3 protein-coding genes are annotated in these 20,031 nt (G+C 72.6%); 2 read left to right on the top strand and 1 reads right to left on the bottom strand.

Annotated features, from left to right (window positions below; all coding sequences use genetic code 11):
* Both OOZ19_RS03935 and OOZ19_RS03940 read left to right on the top strand, forming a co-directional pair.
* Positions 1-1,465, top strand: a 1,465-nt coding sequence (locus tag OOZ19_RS03935) for a phosphopantetheine-binding protein (RefSeq protein WP_266088344.1), incomplete at its 5' end; no start/stop codon positions are given.
* 11 nt (positions 1,466-1,476) lie between these two features.
* On the top strand, positions 1,477-19,158 hold the full coding sequence (locus OOZ19_RS03940) for a type I polyketide synthase (protein ID WP_266088347.1): 17,682 nt from the start codon (positions 1,477-1,479) through the stop codon (positions 19,156-19,158).
* Here OOZ19_RS03940 and OOZ19_RS30090 read toward each other — a convergent pair.
* The gene (locus OOZ19_RS30090; RefSeq protein WP_416309390.1) at positions 19,133-19,984 is read right to left on the bottom strand and encodes a universal stress protein; all 852 of its coding nucleotides are present in this window, start codon (positions 19,982-19,984) and stop codon (positions 19,133-19,135) included. The two genes, OOZ19_RS03940 and OOZ19_RS30090, sit on opposite strands and share 26 nt — an antisense overlap.
* Between the last annotated feature and the right edge of the window lie 47 nt (positions 19,985-20,031).

Genomic DNA, 20,031 nt, shown 5'->3' on the forward strand with positions numbered 1-20,031 from the left:
GAAAACACACGGCCTGCCCGCCACCGCCGTGGCCTGGGGCTTCTGGGAACAGCGCAGCGGCATGACCGGGCATCTGGACACCACCGACGTCCACCGGATCACCGCCACCGGGATCGTGCCACTGACCACCGAGGAAGGCCTAGGCCTATTCGACCTCGTCCGGCTCGCCGAACCGGCGCACGCCCTAGCCCTGCGGCTGGACCTCGCCGCGCTGCGGCACGCACCGGAGATACCGCCGCTGTTGAGCAGGCTGGTGCCCCGCTCCGGGTCGGTGCGGCACGCCGCCGCTGCCGAGGCGGGTCCGCAGACGGGGCCGAGGCTCCTGGACCACCTGGCTCAGCTGTCCGAGAACGAGCGCGGGCCCGCGCTCGCCGACGCGATCCGGGCCGAAGCCGTGCTCGTGCTCGGGCGCGTACATGAGGACGCCGCCGCTGACGACACGACGTTCCGGGACCTCGGGTTCGACTCCCTGACGGCACTCGAACTGCGCAACCGCCTCGCCACGACCACCGGCGTCCGGCTCGCGCCGACCGTCGTCTTCGACCACCCCACCGCGGAAGAGCTGGCTGGACACCTGCTGCCGAAGCTGAAGCTCCGCGCCGGTGCGCCGGCCGCCTCGCCACCTGAGAACGTGGACGACGGCGGCGGGGACACGGTCGTGTCGCTGTACCAGCGCGCCATCGGCGACGGACGCGTGTCCGAGGCGACGGACGTGCTCGCCATGCTCGGCCGTCTGCTGCCGACCTTCGTCGGTGGCGAATCGCGGACCACGACGCGACGGCTGGCTGACGGCGACGCCCGGCCCGCGGTGATCTGCCTGAGCGCCCCGATCGCACCGGTGATCTGGGATGCCTACGCGATCCTCGCGAATAACTTCCCGGAACCGCGGCGGATGTCGGCGCTCGTCCCACCCGGATTCGTTGCGGGCGAACCGGTTCCGGCCGACCTCGAAGCGTTGGCGCGGGTATGCGGTGACGCCGTCCTGGCCGCGGCGGGAGTCGATCCGGTCGTGCTCATGGGGCATTCATCGGGGGGCTACCTCGCCCACGCGACGGCCGCCTACCTGGCGGGCATCGGCAGGCCACCGGCCGGGATCGTCCTCGTCGACACCTACCCCCTGGACGTGTTCGACGACGCGGAGTACGGCGAGTTCATGCGGTCCCAGATGGGGCGGCACGCACTGGCCTCCGGGCGCGAGGCGGTGTCCCTGGGGCACCAGCTCGTCGCGCAGGGCGCCTACTCGGGCTTCGTCGTGGCTTGGCGGCCGACGCCGTTGTCCGTGCCGACGCTGCTGGTCAGCGCATCCGAGTCGATGTCGGAGGCACCTCGGCCGGACTACTCCCACACCGACGCGGAGAAGGTCTGGGACCGGGTCGTCCGGGTTCCGGGGAACCACTTCACGGTGGTCTCGGCGCACGCGCGGACGACCGCACAAGCGATCCACGAATGGTTAGAAGAACTATGAGGAGCCGTCCGATGTCCCAGAACGACACCGATCGCAGGCTCGCGATCGTCGGACTGTCCTGCCGGCTGCCGGGTGCGGATTCCCCGGACGCCCTGTGGGAGCTGCTCACCGAGGGCCGTTGCACGATTTCGGAAGTACCGGCGTCGCGCTGGACCGGCGAAGCCGGACCGGAGGTCGCCGGGTCACGCTGGGGCTCTTTCCTGGACGACGTCGAAGGGTTCGATCCGGCCTTCTTCGGCATTTCGCCGCGTGAGGCCGCCGCGATGGACCCGCAGCAACGCCTGGCCCTGGAACTGGGCTGGGAGGCCGTCGAGCACGCGGGAATCGTCCTGGCCGCGCTGGAGGGCTCGCGCACCGGCGTGTTCTTCGCCGCCATGCACGACGACTACGCCGTACTCGCCCGACGCCAGGGTGACGGGGTGACCGGCCAGCACACCTTCACCGGGTTGCAGCGCAGCATGCTGGCCAACCGGGTGTCGTACTTCTTCGGCGCGCGTGGCCCGAGCCTGACCGTCGACACCGGGCAGTCGTCGTCGCTTGTGGCCGTGCACCTTGCCGCCGAGAGCCTGCGGTCCGGGGAGTCCGACCTCGCGGTCGCGGGTGGGGTCAACCTGATCCTGGCGGCAGAGAGCTCGCTCGTGGCGGCCCGGTTCGGTGCGCTCTCCCCGGACGGGCGCTGCCGGACCTTCGACGCCGCGGCCAACGGCTTCGTCCGCGGTGAGGGCGGCGGCGCCATCGTCCTGAAGCGGCTCGCCGACGCGATCGCCGACGGCGACCACGTGTACGCGCTGGTCGATGGGACCGCGGTCAACAACGACGGCGGCGGCGACGGGCTGACCGCGCCCAACGAACTCGCACAGCGTGAGGTGCTGCGGCTCGCTTACGAGCGCTCCGGTGTCTCCCTCGACGAGGTCGGCTACGTCGAACTGCACGGCACCGGGACCCCGGTCGGTGACGTTGTCGAGGCGGCGGCCCTGGGTGCGGTGCTGGGTGCGGCGCGGACCGGGACGCCGCTGCCCGTCGGCTCGGTCAAGACCAACGTGGGACACCTGGAAGCCGCGGCCGGGATCGTCGGCGTGCTGAAGACGGTGCTGGCGATCGAGCACGGGCAACTGCCCCAAAGCCTCGGCTTCGATGCCCCGAACCCGCGAATCCCTCTGGGAGAGCTGGGTTTGCGGGTCAACACCGAGGTGAGCCCGTGGCTGCCCGCCGACCGGCCGCCGGTCGCCGGGGTCAGCGCTTTCGGCATGGGCGGCACGAACTGCCACGTCGTGCTCCTCGGGCCGTCGGGTTCCGTGCTGGCGGCTCAGCCGGGTACGTCCGGTGGGACCACGCACCACGTGGTGTCGGGGCGTACGGCCGAGGCTCTGCGGGCGCAGGCCGGGCGGCTGCGGGACGTCGTCGACGCCGGAGCGAACCTGGTCGACCTGGAGTTCTCACTCGCGGCGACCCGTACGGCGTTCGAACACCGCGCAGTGGTGTCCGCCGATGACCGGGACGCGCTGCGGGAAGGGCTCGACGCGCTGGCGGCGTGCCGTCGTGTCCCCGGAGTCGTCGAGGGGTCCGTCGGTGCCGGTGGCAAGGTGGCGTTCCTCTTCTCCGGTCAGGGCAGCCAGCGTCCGGGGACTGGCAGCGAGCTGTACGCCGCGTCCCCCGTGTTCGCCGAGGCACTCGACGCCGTGTGCGCGGAGTTCGACCGCCTGCTCGAACAGCCGTTGCGCCCCATCATGTTCGCTGTCGCGGGAACGTCCGCCGCAGACCTGCTGAACCGCACCGAGTACACGCAGCCAGCCCTTTTCGCCCTCCAGGTCGCCCTGTACCGGGTGACCGAACGGGTGGGGGTGCGACCGGACCTGCTGGCCGGGCATTCGATCGGCGGCATCACCGCCGCCCATCTGTCCGGTGTGCTGTCGTTACCCGACGCCTGTGTTCTCGTCGCCGCGCGCGGCCGGTTGATGCAGGCGCTGCCGGAGGGCGGGGCGATGGTCGCCGTCCAGGCGGCTGAGGCGGACGTGCTGCCGCTGCTGACCGGCCGGGACGGCGAGGTGTCCGTGGCCGCCGTGAACGGACCGGCCGCCACCGTGCTCTCGGGCGATGAGCAGGCAGTCCTGGACGTCGCCGCCGAGCTGGCCCGGCGCGGCCACAAGACGCGGCGGTTGCGGGTGAGCCATGCCTTCCACTCGCCGCGGATGGAGCCGATGCTGGCCGAGTTCCGGGAGGTCCTGGCCGGGCTCGATCTGAGGGAACCGGGTATCCCGCTGGTCTCGGACCTGACCGGCGCGCTCGCCACCGCTGAGGAGTTACGCACCGCTGACTACTGGGTGCGGCACGTGCGGGAACCGGTGCGATTCCTGGACGTCGTGAGCGAACTCGCGGGACTCGGCGTCACAAGGTTCCTGGAACTCGGTCCGGACGGGACGCTGAGCACCACGGCGGCCGACGGCCCGGCATCCGGGGCCTTCCGCACCCCCGTGTTGCGGCCCGACCGGCCCGAGATGCGCTCCCTGACCGCGGCGCTGGCCGGGTTGCACGTCCGCGGCGTCACCGTGGACTGGCCCGCGTTCACCGGGCACGGCGGACACCGGATCACCCTGCCCGGATACCCGTTCCAGCGCGCGCGCCACTGGCTCACCGGCCAGCCCGCCTCGGCACCTCACGCGGCTGCGGTCCAGTCGGACGCCGCCTTGGCACCGCACGCGACCGCCGTCCAGCCGGACGCCGGCCAGGAGGACGTGCTCGGCACGGTTCTGGCCTGCACGGCTCTGGTGATGGACGCGGTCGGGACCACCGGGATCGACGCCGACCGCAGTTTTCGCGACCTCGGCTTCAGCTCGCTGATGACCGTCGAGCTGCGCGACGAACTGGCCACGGTGACCGGGGTCGCACTGCCCCGGACCGTGTTGTTCGACCACACCTCGCCCCGTGCGGTGGCCGATCACCTCCGTGAAGCGCTGGCAGGGACACCCCGTCCGGTGGACGAGGGGAGCGACGAGGTGCATCCCGGTGAGCCCATCGCGATCGTCGGGATGGGCTGCCGGCTGCCCGGCGGCGTGCGGACACCCGAGGCCCTGTGGGAGCTGCTCTCGGCCGGAACGGACGCGATCAGCGGCTTCCCCGACGACCGCGGCTGGGACCTCGACGGGCTTTACGACCCCGAACCGGGGACGACGGGGAAGGCGTACACCAACGCGGGGGGGTTCATCGACGCGGCGGACTTCGACCCCGAGTTCTTCGGCATCTCCCCGCGCGAGGCGACCGCGATGGACCCGCAGCAGCGTTTGCTGCTGGAGACGGCCTGGGAGGCGCTGGAGGACGGTGCCGTCGACCCGGCCACGCTGCGCGGCAGCCGGGCGGGCGTTTTCGTGGGCGTCACAGCTCAGGAGTACGGCCCCCGGCTCGCCGACGCGTCCGGCGGACACGAGGGCTACGCGCTGACCGGCACCTCGGTCAGCCTGGCTTCCGGCCGGATCGCCTACGTGCTCGGGTCCCAGGGCCCGGCCGTCACCGTGGACACCGCGTGCTCGTCGTCGCTGGTCGCGCTGCACCTGGCGGTCCAGTCGCTGCGGCAGGGCGAGAGTTCGCTGGCGCTCGCGGGCGGTGCGGCGATCATGCCGGGTCCTGGGATGTTCGTGGAGTTCGCGCAGCAGCGCGGGCTGTCGCCGGACGGCCGGTGCCGGTCGTTCGGCGCCGACGCGGACGGAACGGGCTGGGCCGAGGGCGTCGGGATGCTCGCGCTGGAACGGCTGTCCGACGCACGGGCGCGCGGCCACGAGGTGCTCGCGGTCGTCCGCGGCACGGCCGTCAACTCCGACGGCGCCAGCAACGGCCTCACCGCCCCGAACGGGCTGGCGCAGCAACGCGTCATCCGGCTGGCGCTGGCCGATGCCGGGCTGACCGGCGGCGAGGTGGACGCGGTCGAGGCGCACGGCACGGGCACCCGCCTCGGCGACCCGATCGAGGCGGGCGCGTTGCAGGCCACGTACGGCAGCGACCGCGACGCGGATCGACCGCTGTTGCTGGGGTCGGTCAAGTCCAACATCGGGCACACCCAGGCCGCCGCAGGCGTCGCCGGGGTGATCAAGATGGTCCTCGCGATGCGCCACGGTGTGCTGCCGCGCACCCTGCACGCCGAGGTTCCCACGCCTGAAGTGGAGTTGTCCTCCGGCGCGATCTCGCTGCTCACCGAGGAAACCCCGTGGCCGGGCGCGGGCCCGCGCCGGGCGGCCGTCTCGTCGTTCGGCATCAGCGGCACCAACGCCCACGCGGTGCTGGAGCACGCCCCGACCTCCACCGCACCCGGCAGCGAGCCAGCCGACGGCCCGGTGCCGTGGCTGCTGTCGGCCCCCACGCCGCAGGGGGTCACCCGTCAGGCCGCGCGGCTCCGCGACCACCTGGAGGCTCACCCCGACCTCGATCCCGCCGACGTCGCGCTGTCCCTGGCGACCACCAGGACGGCGTTCCTGCACCGGGCCGCCGTGGTAGCGGCGGGCGACGACCTGCTGCGTGGCTTGGAACGACTGGCCGCGGGCGAGAACACGGGCCGGGGGACCGCGTCCGACGGCGGGGTGGCGTTCCTGTTCACCGGCCAGGGCAGCCAACGAGCAGGCATGGGTCGGGAGCTGTACGAGCGCTTCCCGATCTTCGCCGCCGCGTTCGACGCCGTGTGCGCCGAGCTGGAGCCGGGCCTGCGGGAACTCGTGTTCAGCGCCGACGGCGACGGCCTGCTCGAACGGACCGTGCACGCCCAGCCCGCGCTGTTCGCGATCGAGGTCGCGCTGTTCCGCCTGCTCGAATCGTGGGGGGTGGTGCCGGACCTACTGCTCGGCCACTCGATCGGCGAGGTCGCCGCCGCGCACGTCGCCGGGGTGCTGTCGCTACCGGACGCCTGCACGCTGGTCGCCGCACGCGGCCGCTTCATGCAGGCCGCCACCACGGGCGGGGCCATGGCCGCCGTGCAGGCCACCGAGCGGGAACTGGCAGAGGACCTGGACGCGTCCGCGGGGTTGGTCGCGCTGGCCGCCGTCAACGGCCCGAACTCGGTGGTGGTCTCCGGTGACTCCGAGGCCGTCGAGGCGATCGTCGCGCGGTGGCGGGACCAGGGGCGCAAGACCTCGCGGTTGCCGGTGAGCCATGCCTTCCACTCGCCGCACATGGATTCGGTGCTGGCCGGGTTCGCGGAGGTCGTCGGCGCGCTCCCGCTCGCCGAGCCGCGTATCCCGATCGTCTCCAACCGGACCGGCCGGGTCGCCGAGGCGGGGGAGCTGACGTCGCCGGAGTACTGGGTGCGGCAGGTGCGCGAACCGGTCCGGTTCCTCGACGGCGTCCGACACCTGGTGGCGTCCGGCACCACGACATACCTGGAACTGGGCCCGGACGCGACCCTGTCCGGCATGGTCCGCGACTGCCTCGGGGACGAGGCCGTCGGCGTGGCGGTGCTGCCGATGATGCGCAAGGACCGACCCGAGAGTGCCACTGCGTTGACCGCACTGGCCGCCGCGCACGGCCACGGGGTCGTCGTCGACTGGCGTGCGGTCTTTCCGGCGGCCCGTCCTGTCCGGCTGCCCACGTACGCCTTCGAACGCGGGCGGTTCTGGCTCGACCAGCCCACGTCGACCGGAGATGCCCGCGGGTTGGGGCAGGGTATGACCGGCCACCCGATGCTGGGCGCGACGGTGAGCCTGGCCGACGGCAACGGCACCGTGTTCACCGGGCGCCTGTCGCTGCGCACCCACCCGTGGCTGGGTGACCACGTGATCGCGGGCCAGGTCCTGCTCCCCGCGTCGGCCTTCGTCGAGTTGGCGTTGCGGGCCGGGCAAGAGGCGGGCTGCGACGAGGTGGCCGAGCTGACTCTGGAGGCACCGCTGGTCCTGTCCGCCGAGGACGGGGTGCGGCTCCAGGTCGCGATCGACGCCCCGGACGCCTCCGGCCACCGCAGGCTGACCGTGTACGCGGGCGACGAGCGGGACGACGGCTGGACCCGGCACGCGACCGGCCTGCTGACCCCCGCCCGTGGCCCGGTCGGCGCCCCGGCGCCCCGGCCTGCGGACGTGCTGGCCGAACCCGACGACGCCTACACGCGACTGGACGCCCTCGGCTACCGGTACGGGCCCGTGTTCCAGGCCCTGCAACGGGTAGGTGCTTCGGGCGCCGACCTGTTCGCCGAGGTCAGTCTGCCGAGTGGCACACGTGCGGACGACGTGCGGGGCTTCGGCATCCACCCCGCGTTGTTCGACGCCGTGCTGCACCCGCTCGTGCTGGCCGCCGCCGAGGAGGACGGCGAACTCCGCCTCCCGTTCGCGTGGTCCGGAGTGCGCCTGTACGCCACCGGTGCCACCTGGCTGCGGGTCCGCGCGACCCGCACCGGCCTGGAGACGTACTCGCTGCTCGCCACGGACACCGCCGACCGGCCGGTCGTCGGCGTGGAGTCGCTCGTGCTGCGTTCTGTTCCGGTGGAGCGGATCGCCCAGGCCGCCGCGACGGGCAACGGGAACCTTTACCGACCAACCCTCGTCCCGATCCCGCTCGCTGTCCAGGCAGCGGACGTGATCGACACCGTCGTGCGGGTGGAACCGGGCACACCGGCCGAGGTGACCGCCCGTGCGCTGCGCAGCGCACGGGAATGGCTGGCACAGCCGGGAACCGCAGGCCGTCTCGCCTTCGTCACCAGGGCTGCGGTGCACGCCCCGGCAGGCCCGGACCTGGCGGGTGCCGCCCTGTGGGGCCTGGTCCGCAGCGCGCAAACGGAGAACCCCGGCCGCTTCGCGCTCGTCGACCTGGACGACTCGTCCGAGCACCTGCTCGCCTCCGCCCTGTCTGCGGGCGAGGACCGGCTCGTGCTGCGCGACGGGCAGGCCTACGCGCCACGGCTCCACCGCGCCCGGCCGGACCCGGAGGACGTACCGACCGTTCTCGATCTGGACGGCACGGTGCTGATCACCGGTGGCACCGGCGTGCTCGGCGGCATCTTCGCCCGACACCTGGTGACCGCGCACGGCGTGCGCCACCTGCTGCTGGTCAGCCGCAGCGGGCCCGCCGCGCCGGGAGCCGCCGACTTGGCGGCCTCGCTGGAGTCCCTCGGCGCCGAGGTGCGGATCGAGGCCTGCGACGCCGCCGACGCCAAGGCCGTGGACGAACTGCTGGCCACCGTTCCCGCCAGCCACCCCCTCACCGGCGTGGTCCACGCGGCCGGTGTGCTGGATGACGCGCCGATCGAGACCCTTGATCCGGAACGGCTGGCCGTGGTGCTGCGGGCGAAGGCAGACGCGGCGTGGAACCTGCACCGGGCGACCGCCGGGACCGACCTCGCGGCCTTCGTGATGTTCTCCTCGATCGCCGGCCACATCGGCAGCGCGGGGCAGGGCGCCTACGCCGCCGCCAACCGCTACCTCGACGCGCTCGCCGAGCAGCGCCGGGCCGCCGGGCTGCCCGCGGTCTCGCTGGCCTGGGGTCTGTGGGACCTGGACACCGGCATGGCGGGCGGTCTCGGCACCGCCGAGCGGGCCAGGTGGGCACGGGGCGGGGTCACCCCGCTGCCAGTCCGGTCGGGGCTGGAGCTGTTCGACCTGGCACTCGGGGGTGGCGCCGACGCCATCCTGGTGCCCGCGACGCTCGCCCTGGCGGGGGTGACCGCGCTGCCGGACGAGTTCCGCGACCTTGTTCGGGCTCCGCTGCACCGTGCGACGGCACCGGCTGCGGGGGGCTCCTCCTGGGCCGCGCGCACGGCCGCGCTCCCCGCGCTGGAACGTGAACGCGAGATCCGCGCCCTGGTCCGGTCCGCCGTCGCCGACGTGCTGGGGCACGACGGCAGCACACCGGCCGACCCCGACCGCACGTTCCGGGAAATCGGATTCGACTCCCTGACCGGCATCGAACTGCGCAACCACCTCCACGCCGCCACCGGGATCCGGATCTCGACGACGGCGACCTTCGACCACCCGACCCCCGCCCGGCTCGCGGACCACCTGGTCGAGCAGTTGACCGGCGCCCGTTCCGCCGAGCCGTCCGTCGTGCGGGCGGCGGACTCCGACGACCCGATCGCGGTCATCGGCATGGCCTGCGGGTACCCGGGCGGGGTACGCGGGCCGGAGGACCTCTGGCGGTTGGTGTCGGAGGGCGTCGACGCGATCGGCGACTTCCCCGGCGACCGCGGGTGGGACGTCGACGGCCTCTACGATCCCGACCCCGACCGGATCGGCACGTCGATCACCCGCGAGGGCGGCTTCCTGCACTCGGCGGCCGACTTCGACCCGGAGTTCTTCGGGATCAGCCCGCGTGAGGCGCTGGCCGTCGACCCGCAGCAGCGGCTGCTGCTGGAGGCGTCCTGGGAGGCCGTGGAGCGGGCCGGGATCGACCCGGTCAGTCTGCGCGGCAGCCGCACCGGCGTGTACGCCGGGATGATGTACCACGACTACGCCTCCCGGCTGCCGGTCGCACCGGACGGGTTCGAGGGGCGACTGCTGACCGGGAACACCGGCAGCGTGGCGTCCGGGCGGGTCTCGTACACCTTCGGTCTCGAAGGCCCGGCGGTCACCGTGGACACCGCCTGCTCGTCGTCGCTGGTGGCCATGCACCTGGCCGCCCAGGCGCTACGGAGCGGCGAGTGCTCGCTCGCGCTGGCAGGCGGGGTGACGGTGATGTCCACCCCGAACACCTTCGTGGAGTTCAGTCGCCAGCGTGGACTGGCACCGGACGGCCGGTGCCGCGCGTACGCCGAGGACGCCGCAGGCACCGGCTGGGCCGAGGGCGTGGGCGTGCTGCTGCTGGAACGGCTGTCCGACGCCCGGCGCAACGGGCACCCCATCCTGGCCGTGGTGCGCGGCACCGCGACCAACCAGGACGGTGCGAGCAACGGGCTCACCGCGCCGAACGGGCCCGCGCAGGAGAGGGTGATCCGGCAGGCACTCGCCGACGCCGGGCTGACGACGGCGGACGTGGACGCCGTCGAGGGGCACGGCACCGGCACCCGCCTCGGTGACCCGATCGAGGTGCGGGCGCTGATGGCGACCTACGGGCAGGACCGGCCGGAGGACCGGCCACTGTGGCTGGGGTCGCTGAAGTCGAACATCGGGCACAGCCAGGCCGCGGCCGGGGTCGGCGGCGTGATCAAGATGATCATGGCGATGCGGCACGGCGTGCTGCCCCGCACGTTGCACGCCGACACCCCGTCGACCCGGATCGACTGGTCGGCGGGCGCGGTGTCGCTGCTCGCCGACGCCGTGCCGTGGCCCGAGTCCGGCCGCCCGCGCCGGGCCGCCGTCTCCTCGTTCGGCATCAGCGGGACCAACGCCCACGTGGTGCTCGAAGCCCACGAAGTGCCTGCGGACGAACCGGTCCCGCCCGTGCCGCCCGTCGTACCGCTGCCGCTTTCCGCTCGCACGGACGCCGCCCTGCGCGCGCAGGCCGGGCGGCTGAGCCCGTTCGTGACGGAACTCCCGCTCGCCGGTCTCGCCGCCACGATGGCCGGGCGCTCGGTCATGGACCACCGGGCGGTGGTCCTCGGCACCGACCGCGACGAACTGCGGGCCGGGCTGAACGCGGTCGCACGGGACGACCAGACCGCCACAGACCTGCAGGTGGTGCGCGGCGTCGCCGTCGCGCGCGGTGCGACGGTGTTCGTTTTCCCCGGCCAGGGCAGCCAGTGGCAGGGGATGGCCCTCGACCTGCTCGGGAGTTCGCCCGTGTTCGCCGAGCGCCTGACCGAGTGCGCCGCCGCGCTGGAACGCCACGTCGACTGGTCCGTTCTCGGCGTGCTGCGCGGCGAACCCGGCAGCGCCGACATCGAACGGGTCGACGTGATCCAGCCGCTGCTGTTCGCGGTGATGGTGTCGCTGGCCGAAATGTGGCGGTCGTCCGGAGCGGAGCCCGCCGCGGTGGTGGGCCACTCGCAGGGCGAGATCGCCGCAGCGTGCGTGGCGGGCGCGTTGTCGCTCGACGACGCGGCACGGGTCGTGGCGCTGCGCAGCCGCGCGCTGGTCGCGCTCGCCGGTGGTGGCGGCATGGTGTCCCTCCCGCTGAGCGTGGAGCAGGCCGGAGTCCGCATCGCCGAGTGGGCCGGGCAACTGTCGATCGCGGCGGTCAACGGGCCCCGGTCGGTCGTCGTCTCCGGCGACGCGGCCGCGCTGGACGCCCTCATGAGCGCCTGTGACGCCGACGGGGTGCGGGCTCGCCGCATCCCCGTCGACTACGCCTCGCACTCCGCGCACGTGGAGGCGATCGAGGCACGACTGGCCACCGACCTCGCCGGGCTGTCCCCGCGCCCGGCCGCAGTGCCGTTCTACTCCACGGTGACCGCCGGGGAACTGGACACGAGCGTGCTCGACGGCGGCTACTGGTACCGGAACCTGCGGCAGACCGTCCGACTCGACGAGACCGTGCGACTCCTGCTGGACAGGGGCCACCGAATGTTCGTCGAGGTCAGCCCGCACCCGGTGCTGACCACCGGTGTGGCCGAGACGGTCGAGGACACCGGGCTGCAGGACGAGACCGTGGTCATCGGGACGCTCCGGCGCGACCAAGGCTTGCTCCGGCGGTTCCTGGCGTCGGCGGCCGAGGCGTACGTGGGCGGGCTCCTGATCGACTGGCGGCGGCTGTCCGGCGTCGTCGGCGCACCGCACGTGGAACTCCCGACGTACCCGTTCCAGCGGAGCCGGTACTGGTTGGACGCCCCGCTCACACGCTCCGGCGCCGGAACCGGCCTGACCGTCCTCGACCACCCGGTGCTGGCGAGCGCGGTCGTCGTCGCGGACGGTGAGACCGAGCTGTTCACCGGTGAGCTGGGCCTGGCCACCCAGCCGTGGCTGGCGGACCACCGGGTCGGCGAGAAGACCCTGGTGCCGGGTACGGCCTTCCTCGACCTGGTGGCGACAGCGGCGGCCCATGCGGACTGCGACGTCGTAGAGGACCTCACCCTGGAAACGCCGATGCTGGTCCCGAGCACCGGCACCGTGCGCCTGCAGCTCCTCGTCGGCGCCGCCGACTCGACGGGCCGCCGCGCCGTGTCCTTGCACTCCCGTTCCGGGGTCGAGCCGCACTGGCAGCGTCACGCCACCGGGACCCTGGCCCCGGCCACGTCGCAGGCGCCGCCCGCCGGGGAGGCCTGGCCACCCCGCGACGCCACCGCGATCGACCTCGACGACGCCTACGCCCGGCTCGCCGACCGCGGGCTCCACTACGGACCCGCGTTCCAGGGCCTGCACGCCGCGTGGCGCGACGGGGAGCACACGTACGCGGAGATCCGCCTGCCCGAGTCCGTTGCCGCAGGCGGCTTCGGTCTTCACCCGGCGCTGTTCGACGCGGCCCTGCACCCGCTCGTCCTCGACCACGACGGCGGGCACGGGACCGTGCCGCTGCCGTTCACCTGGCGCGGGGTGAGCCTGTGCCGGACCGGCGCGACTGTCCTGCGGGTTCGGTTGACCTCCGACGACACCGGCACCGCCATCGTCGCCCACGACGCCGCGGGCGCACCGGTGCTCCAGGCCGAGTCGCTCGTCCTGCGCTCGGCCCGGCTCGACGGCGTCGGCGGTGCCCCGCTCTACCGCCTCGACTGGGTCCCGGTCCCCCCAGCGGACCAGCCCGGCACGGACGGCGGGGAAGGAGAGGTCGCCGTCCTCGGCGTCGAGGCGGACGGCGATGTCGTCGCCCGCACTTACCGGGCCACGCAAGCGGCCCTCAACCTCGTTCAGGCACGGCTCGCCACGAACGAGAGCGGTCTGCTGGTCGTCACGAGCGCGGCTGTCGCGGTGAGCCCCGACGAGACACCCGACCCGGCAGCCGCCGCCGCGCTGGGCCTAATCCGCACCGCCCAGACCGAGCACCCGGACAGCTTCCTGTTGCTCGACCTGCCCGCCGGTGAAGAACCCACCGCCGAACTGCTCGCCGCCGCGCGAGTCAGCGGCGAACCCCAGCTGGCCGCCCGCGGAGGACAGCTGTACGCCCCAAGGCTCGCCGCGCTCCCGAACGGCTCCGGGACCACGGACTGGGAACCGGACGGGACCGTGCTCATCACCGGCGGCACCGGCGTCCTCGGCGCCGCCCTGGCCCGCCACCTGGTCAGCCGGCACGGCGTCCGGAACCTGCTCCTGGCGAGCCGCAGGGGCCCGGGCGCGGAGGGCGCGGAAGCGCTCGCCGCCGAGCTGACCGCCGCGGGTGCCCGTGTCACCCTGGCCGCCTGCGACGCCGCGGACCGCACCGCGCTGGCCGCGCTGCTCGCCGCCGTGCCCGCCGAGCACCCGCTCACCGCCGTGGTGCACACAGCCGGGGTCCTCGCCGACCACACCGTGGAGAACCTCGACCCGGATCGGCTCGCCGCCGTGCTGCGGCCGAAGGTGGACGGCGCCTGGCACCTGCACGAGCTCACCCGCGATCTCGCGCCGCGGCTGGCCAGCTTCGTCGTGTTCTCCTCGTTCGCGGGCACGCTCGGCACGGCGGGCCAGGCGAACTACGCGGCCGCCAACGCCTTCGTCGACGCGCTCGCCCAGCACCGCACGACCGCCGGACTGCCGGCGACCTCGCTGGCCTGGGGGTTGTGGGCGGAGGGCACCGGCATGACTGGTCACCTCGGCACGGCCGCGCTGGCCGGGCTCACCGGGTCCGGCATCGCGGCCATCGACACCGATCAGGGCCTCGCGATGTTCGACACGGCCGTCGCGGGCGGCCTCGCGGTCACCGTTCCCGCCCTGCTCGACCTGTCCGCCCTGCGTGCCCAGGCGACCGAGGGCACGTTGCCGCCGATCTTCCGGAGCCTGGTCCGCGGCGTGCGCCGCCGGGCCACCGCGATCGTCCGGACCGGGGAAACCCCGGAGGAGCGGAGGAGCCGACTGCTCGACCTGACGACCGGCTTGGTCGCCGCCGTCCTCGGCCACGCCTCACCGGAGACGATCGACATCCGGCGGCCCTTCACCGAGCTGGGCTTCGACTCGCTGCTCGCGGTGCAACTGCGCAACCGGCTCAAGGCGGCCACCGGGCTCGGCCTGTCTGCGACCATCGTGTTCGACCACCCGACCGTCCAAGCCCTCGCCGCTCACCTCGACGCGCAGCTCGACGGTGGGACTGCGGCGGAGACCGGAGACGCTTCCGCACGGGCGGGCACCGACGAGCCGATCGCCATCGTGGCCATGGCCTGCCGGTTCCCCGGCGGGGTGAGCACACCGCAGGACCTGTGGCAGTTGGTGGCCGACGGCGTCGACACCACCTCGGAGTTCCCCGGCAACCGGGGCTGGAACACCGCCGACCTGTACGACCCCGACCCGGACAGCACGGGCCGGACGTACGCGCGGGCCGGTAGCTTCCTGCACGACGCGGGCGACTTCGACGCCGACTTCTTCGGCATCAGCCCCAACGAGGCGCTCGCCGTTGACCCCCAGCAACGGCTGCTCCTGGAAACCGCGTGGGAGGCCTTCGAACGCGCGGGCATCGACCCGGACTCGTTGCGCGGCAGCGACACCGGCGTCTTCGCCGGGATCATGCTGCACGACTACGCGCCTTCCGCGGGAGGCCCGGCGAACCTGGAGGGCCAGCTCGCGGTGGCGAACGCGCCGAGCGTCGCCTCAGGCCGCGTCTCGTACACCTTCGGCCTGCAGGGCCCGGCGATCACGGTGGACACGGCGTGCTCGTCGTCGCTGGTCTCGCTGCACCTGGCAGCGCAATCCCTGCGGCAGGGGGAGTGCTCGCTTGCGCTCGCCGGCGGTGCCACGGTGATGGCCACCCCAGAGCTGTTCGTCGAGTTCAGCCGTCAACGCGGTCTCTCGGCCGACGGCCGATGTAAGTCCTTCGCGGGCGCGGCGGACGGCACCGGCTGGGGCGAGGGCGCGGGCTGGCTGCTGTTGGAGCGGTTGTCCGACGCGCGACGACTCGGGCACGAGGTGCTGGCCGTGGTCCGTGGGGCCGCCGTCAACCAGGACGGCGCCTCCAACGGGCTGACCGCGCCGAACGGCCCCGCCCAGCAGCGGGTGATCCGCCAAGCCCTGGCCAGCGCCCGGCTCACCGCCGCGGACGTCGATGTCGTCGAGGCGCACGGCACGGGCACCCGGCTGGGCGACCCGATCGAGGCACAGGCGCTGCTGGCGACCTACGGCCAGGACCGCACCCAGCCGCTGCTGCTGGGGTCGGTCAAGTCGAACATCGGTCACACCCAGGCCGCGGCCGGGGTCGCCGGTGTGATCAAGATGGTTCTCGCCCTGCGGCACGGCGTGGTCCCGCGCACGCTGCACGTCGACGAGCCGACCCCGGAGGTCGACTGGAGCGCGGGCGCCGTCGAACTGGCGACATCGCAGGTGCCCTGGCCGACCGTGGATCGGGCTCGCCGCGCGGCGGTCTCCTCGTTCGGAGTGAGCGGCACCAACGCCCATGTGGTGCTGGAGCAGGCCCCGACCGTTGACGTCCCGGTGGGTAACCGGCCCTCCGGCGTGGTCCCGTGGACGTTGTCGGCAAAGACCGATGCGGCGGTACGGGCCCAGGCCGCCCGGCTGCGCGCGTTCGTGCAGGCCCATCCCGATCTTGATCCGGTGGATGTGGGTTGGTCGTTGGCGACGACGCGGTCGGTGTTTGATCGGCGTGCGGTTGTGGTGGGGAGTGATCGGGGTGTTTTGCTTGATGGTCTGGGGGTGTTGGCGTCTGGTGGTTCTGTTGTTCGGGCCGCTGTGGGTAAGGCGGTGTTGGTTTTTCCGGGTCAGGGTTCGCAGTGGGTGGGTATGGCGGTGGAGTTGTTGGGGTCTTCGCCGGTGTTCGCGGCGTCGATTGATGAGTGTGCGGGGGTGTTGTCGGAGTTTGTGGATTGGTCGTTGGTCGATGTTCTACGTGCTGGTGAGGGGTTTGAGCGTGTTGATGTGGTGCAGCCGGTGTTGTGGGCGGTGATGGTGTCGCTGGCTGCTTTGTGGCGTTCCTATGGTGTTGTGCCTGGTGCTGTTGTGGGTCATTCGCAGGGTGAGATTGCTGCTGCGGTGGTTTGTGGTGCGTTGTCGTTGCGGGATGGCGCGCGGGTGGTGGCGTTGCGTAGCAAGGTGTTGTTGGGGATCGCTGGTGGCGGTGGCATGGTGTCTGTCGCGTTGTCGGTGGACGAGGTGCGTGCCCGGTTGGTGGATGGGATCGGGATCGCTGCGGTCAATGGTCCGTGCTCGGTGGTGGTGTCGGGTGCGGCGGGGGTATTGGATCGGTGGCAGGCAGAAGTGGAGGCTGCTGGGGTTCGGGTCCGTCGGGTGCCGGTGGATTATGCCTCTCACTCCGCTGATGTGGAGCGGTTGCGTGAGGAGATTCTGGAGGTGTTGGCTCCGGTCTCGCCGCGGTCGGTGGAGTTGCCGTTCTACTCGACATTGACCGGTGGGGTGTTCGACACGTCGGGGTTGGATGCGGGGTATTGGTACGAGAGTTTGCGTCAGCCGGTGTTGTTCGAGCAGGCGACCAGGGAGTTGCTCGACCATGGTCACGATGTGTTGATCGAGTGCAGTCCGCATCCGGTGCTTGCCGTGGGCATCGAGGAGACCGCCGAGGCGGCCGGGACCACTGTCGCGGCGCTCGGTTCTCTGCGCCGCGACGACGGCGGCCTCGATCGGTTCCTGGCCTCGCTGGGCGAGGCGTGGACCAGGGGAGCCACACCTGACTGGTCGGCGGCGCTTGCAGGCGGCCGTCGGGTCGAACTGCCGACGTACGCGTTCCAGCGGGTGAGGTTCTGGCTGGAGAACCGTCCCGCCACCGCTCCCGTAGACGCCCTCTTCTGGGACCTCGTCGACCAAGGCGAGGTGGACGCCATGGTCTCCGGCGTGGGCCCCGAGGCCGAGCAGGAGAGGTCCGCGCTGACGACCGTGCTGCCCGTGCTCGCCACCTGGCGCCGTCGTCAGCAGGAGGAGACCTTCCGCTACCGGGTGACGTGGGTGCCCGTCCCCGAGAGTCCGGTCGAACCCGGTCCGTGGCTGGTCCTGGTCCCGGAGGAGCCCACGGAACACGTGGCGGGGTGCCTCGACGCCCTGACCGCCCTCGGGTCGAAGTTCATGCCGATCGACCTGGGTTCGGGCCTCGGTGACCTGCCAGGGCCCGAACCGCGGGGCGTGCTCTCGTTGCTGGCACTCGGCGGTAAGACCGCCCTGGAGAACGCCGCGGACCTCGCTCGCGTGACACGGGAGTTGGGCGAGGCGGGTGTCGGAGCCCCGCTATGGGTCGCCACGAGCGGCGCGACCGGGCCCGGCGTCCCGCACGCCCCCGAGCAGGCGATGCTCTGGGGCCTGGGTCGTTCCGCCGCCGTGGAGATCCCGGACCGGTGGGGCGGTTTGATCGATATTCCGGCCGAGCCCACACCCGAGACCTGGCGGCACTTCGCCGGGGCGCTCGGCGGCGACGAGGACCAGGTGGCCGTTCGGGCGTCCGGGGTTTTCGCCCGGCGACTGGTCCGGTCGACAGGGCCCAGCAAGGGCTGGCAGCCGCGTGGAACCGTCCTCGTCACCGGCGGCACCGGCGCGGTCGGTCGGGAAGTGGCCCGATGGCTTGCGACACAAGGGGTCGAGCGCTTGGTCCTCACCAGCCGCAGCGGCGGAAACGCGCCGGACGCTGGACCGCTGGCAGCCGAACTGGCCGCCGTGGGCGTGAGCGTCGCGGTGGAAGCCTGCGACGTGGCGGACCGGCAGGCACTGGCCGTGCTCCTGGAACGGCACACGCCCAACGCCATCATCCACGCCGCAGGGGCGCTGGACGACGGTCTGGTCGGCAGTCTCACTGCGGCCCGGTTCGCCGCCGTCGCCGCCTCGAAGGTCGACGCGGTCAAGAACCTGCACGAGCTGACCCGTGATACCGGCCTCGACGCGTTCGTGGCGTTCACCTCGCTCGCCGGGGTGGTCGGTTCGCCCGGCCAGGGCAACTACGCCGCGGCCAACGCCGCAGTGGATGCCCTGATCGAGACGTACCGGGTTCAGGGCTTCCCCGCGACCTCGATCGCCTGGGGGCTCTGGGCGGGCAGCGGCGCCGACGGCGGCACCAGCGGACGGCACCTCGGGGCACGGGGGATCGTGCCGATGGAACCGGCTCGTATGCTCGACTCGCTCGGCTGGGCCGTCGGAAACGACGAGGCCTCGACGACGGTCGCCCGGATCGACTGGCCGCGCTTCACCCTGCTCTCTGCGGCCACCCGCCTGTACGACGACCTCGTGGACACACGACGGCAGGCGGACGAGCCCGCTACCCCGGAGGTCGAGGCCACGTCGCTGGCCGACCGGCTCGCCCTCCTGTCGCCCGCCGAACGCGACCGCGAGGTCATCACCCTCGTGCGCCGGGAAGCCGCGGTGGCGCTGGGGCACGCCGACGCGGAACTGATCGAGTCCGGCCGGGCGTTCCGGGAACTCGGGTTCGACTCGCTCACCGCCATGCAGCTCCGCAACCGGCTGGTCGCCGTCACCGGCCTGGACTTGCCGTCCGCGCTGGTCTTCAACTACCCGAACACCAGCGCGCTGGCCGAGCACCTGCTCTCCCGACTGGTACCCGAGACCGGCGCGGACCACGACGGGGTGCTCGGCATCCTCGACCGACTCGACTCGGCACTGGCGCACGCCGTGGACGGGGCCGTGCTGCGAGAGGTGTCCGGTCGTCTGGAGGCGCTCCTCGCGCGATGGCGGGAAAGGGACACTTCCTCCGACTCCGTGCTCGAAGAGGACGCCATCGAGTCCGTCTCCGACGACGAGATCTTCCGCCTCATCGACCAGAACTTCGACCTGTGAAAGGGGACCCGCACCGGCCGCGGACCGACCTGAACGGCGGCTGGAGTTTCGTCGTGTTGGATACGCGAGACTCTCGGGTGCTCGTTATGCGGGGAGTGTTCGGGGTGGTTGGGTCTTGGTGGTGAGTGATAGGGAGACCATCTATTCGGCGACTCGGCTGGTGGTGGAAGCCGGTCTGGCTGGTGGCGGCTCGGTGTTCACCCCAGGGCGCGTGCAAAGTTGACCTGTCCCGGTGTAGGTGGTTTCGGGGAGTAGGTGCAGGAGTCGTTCGGGCCTGCGGTTGGCGGCGCGGAGTGCGGGTTGGATGCGGGTAGCTCCGTTTTGGCGGTGCAGGGTGGTGGCGGCGTTGCGGCGGTCGGCGAGGTTCTGGGGTGCGTTGCCGGTGCGGGCGCGGTGGCGGTCTTCGTTGAAGGCGACGTCGCGCACCGGGTGGAGCCGTCCCTCTATGCCCCAATGTCCGCGGATGAGTTTCGCCAGGCGAAGCGTGCGCGGAGACGGATACGGCGACGGAGCCCACGAGCAACCTGGTGAAGCCGCCGAGCCCGCGGCTGCCCACCGCGATCAGCGAGGCGGTGCGCGATTCGGCGACGAGGACGGCGGTCGGTGCGGATCGCGGCACGAATTCGGTCTCGATCGGCACACTCGGCGCTTCGGCCGCCGCCGTGTCGCGTGCTTGGCACAACCAGCCCTCCCCCTGTTCTCGAACAGCGTCGAAGAACGATTGCGGCAGCACGACACCGGGTATTTCCGGCACCACGAGAGCTGATTGCGTGTCGCAGCAGATCAACCGGATCCGGGCCGAGCGAGCGCCTCCGCCGCCGCCCACCGGGCGGCGCGCAGGGCCGAGTTCGATCCGTCGATTCCGACGATGAG

Origin of the sequence: Saccharopolyspora sp. NFXS83 (assembly GCF_026241095.1) — a bacterium.
In the GTDB taxonomy this organism is placed as follows: Bacteria; Actinomycetota; Actinomycetes; order Mycobacteriales; family Pseudonocardiaceae; genus Saccharopolyspora_C.

Excerpts from the sequence above, each read along its gene's own strand:
- OOZ19_RS03940 (WP_266088347.1), top strand. The coding sequence starts at position 1,477 with ATGTCCCAGAACGACACCGATCGCAGGCTCGCGATCGTCGGACTGTCC.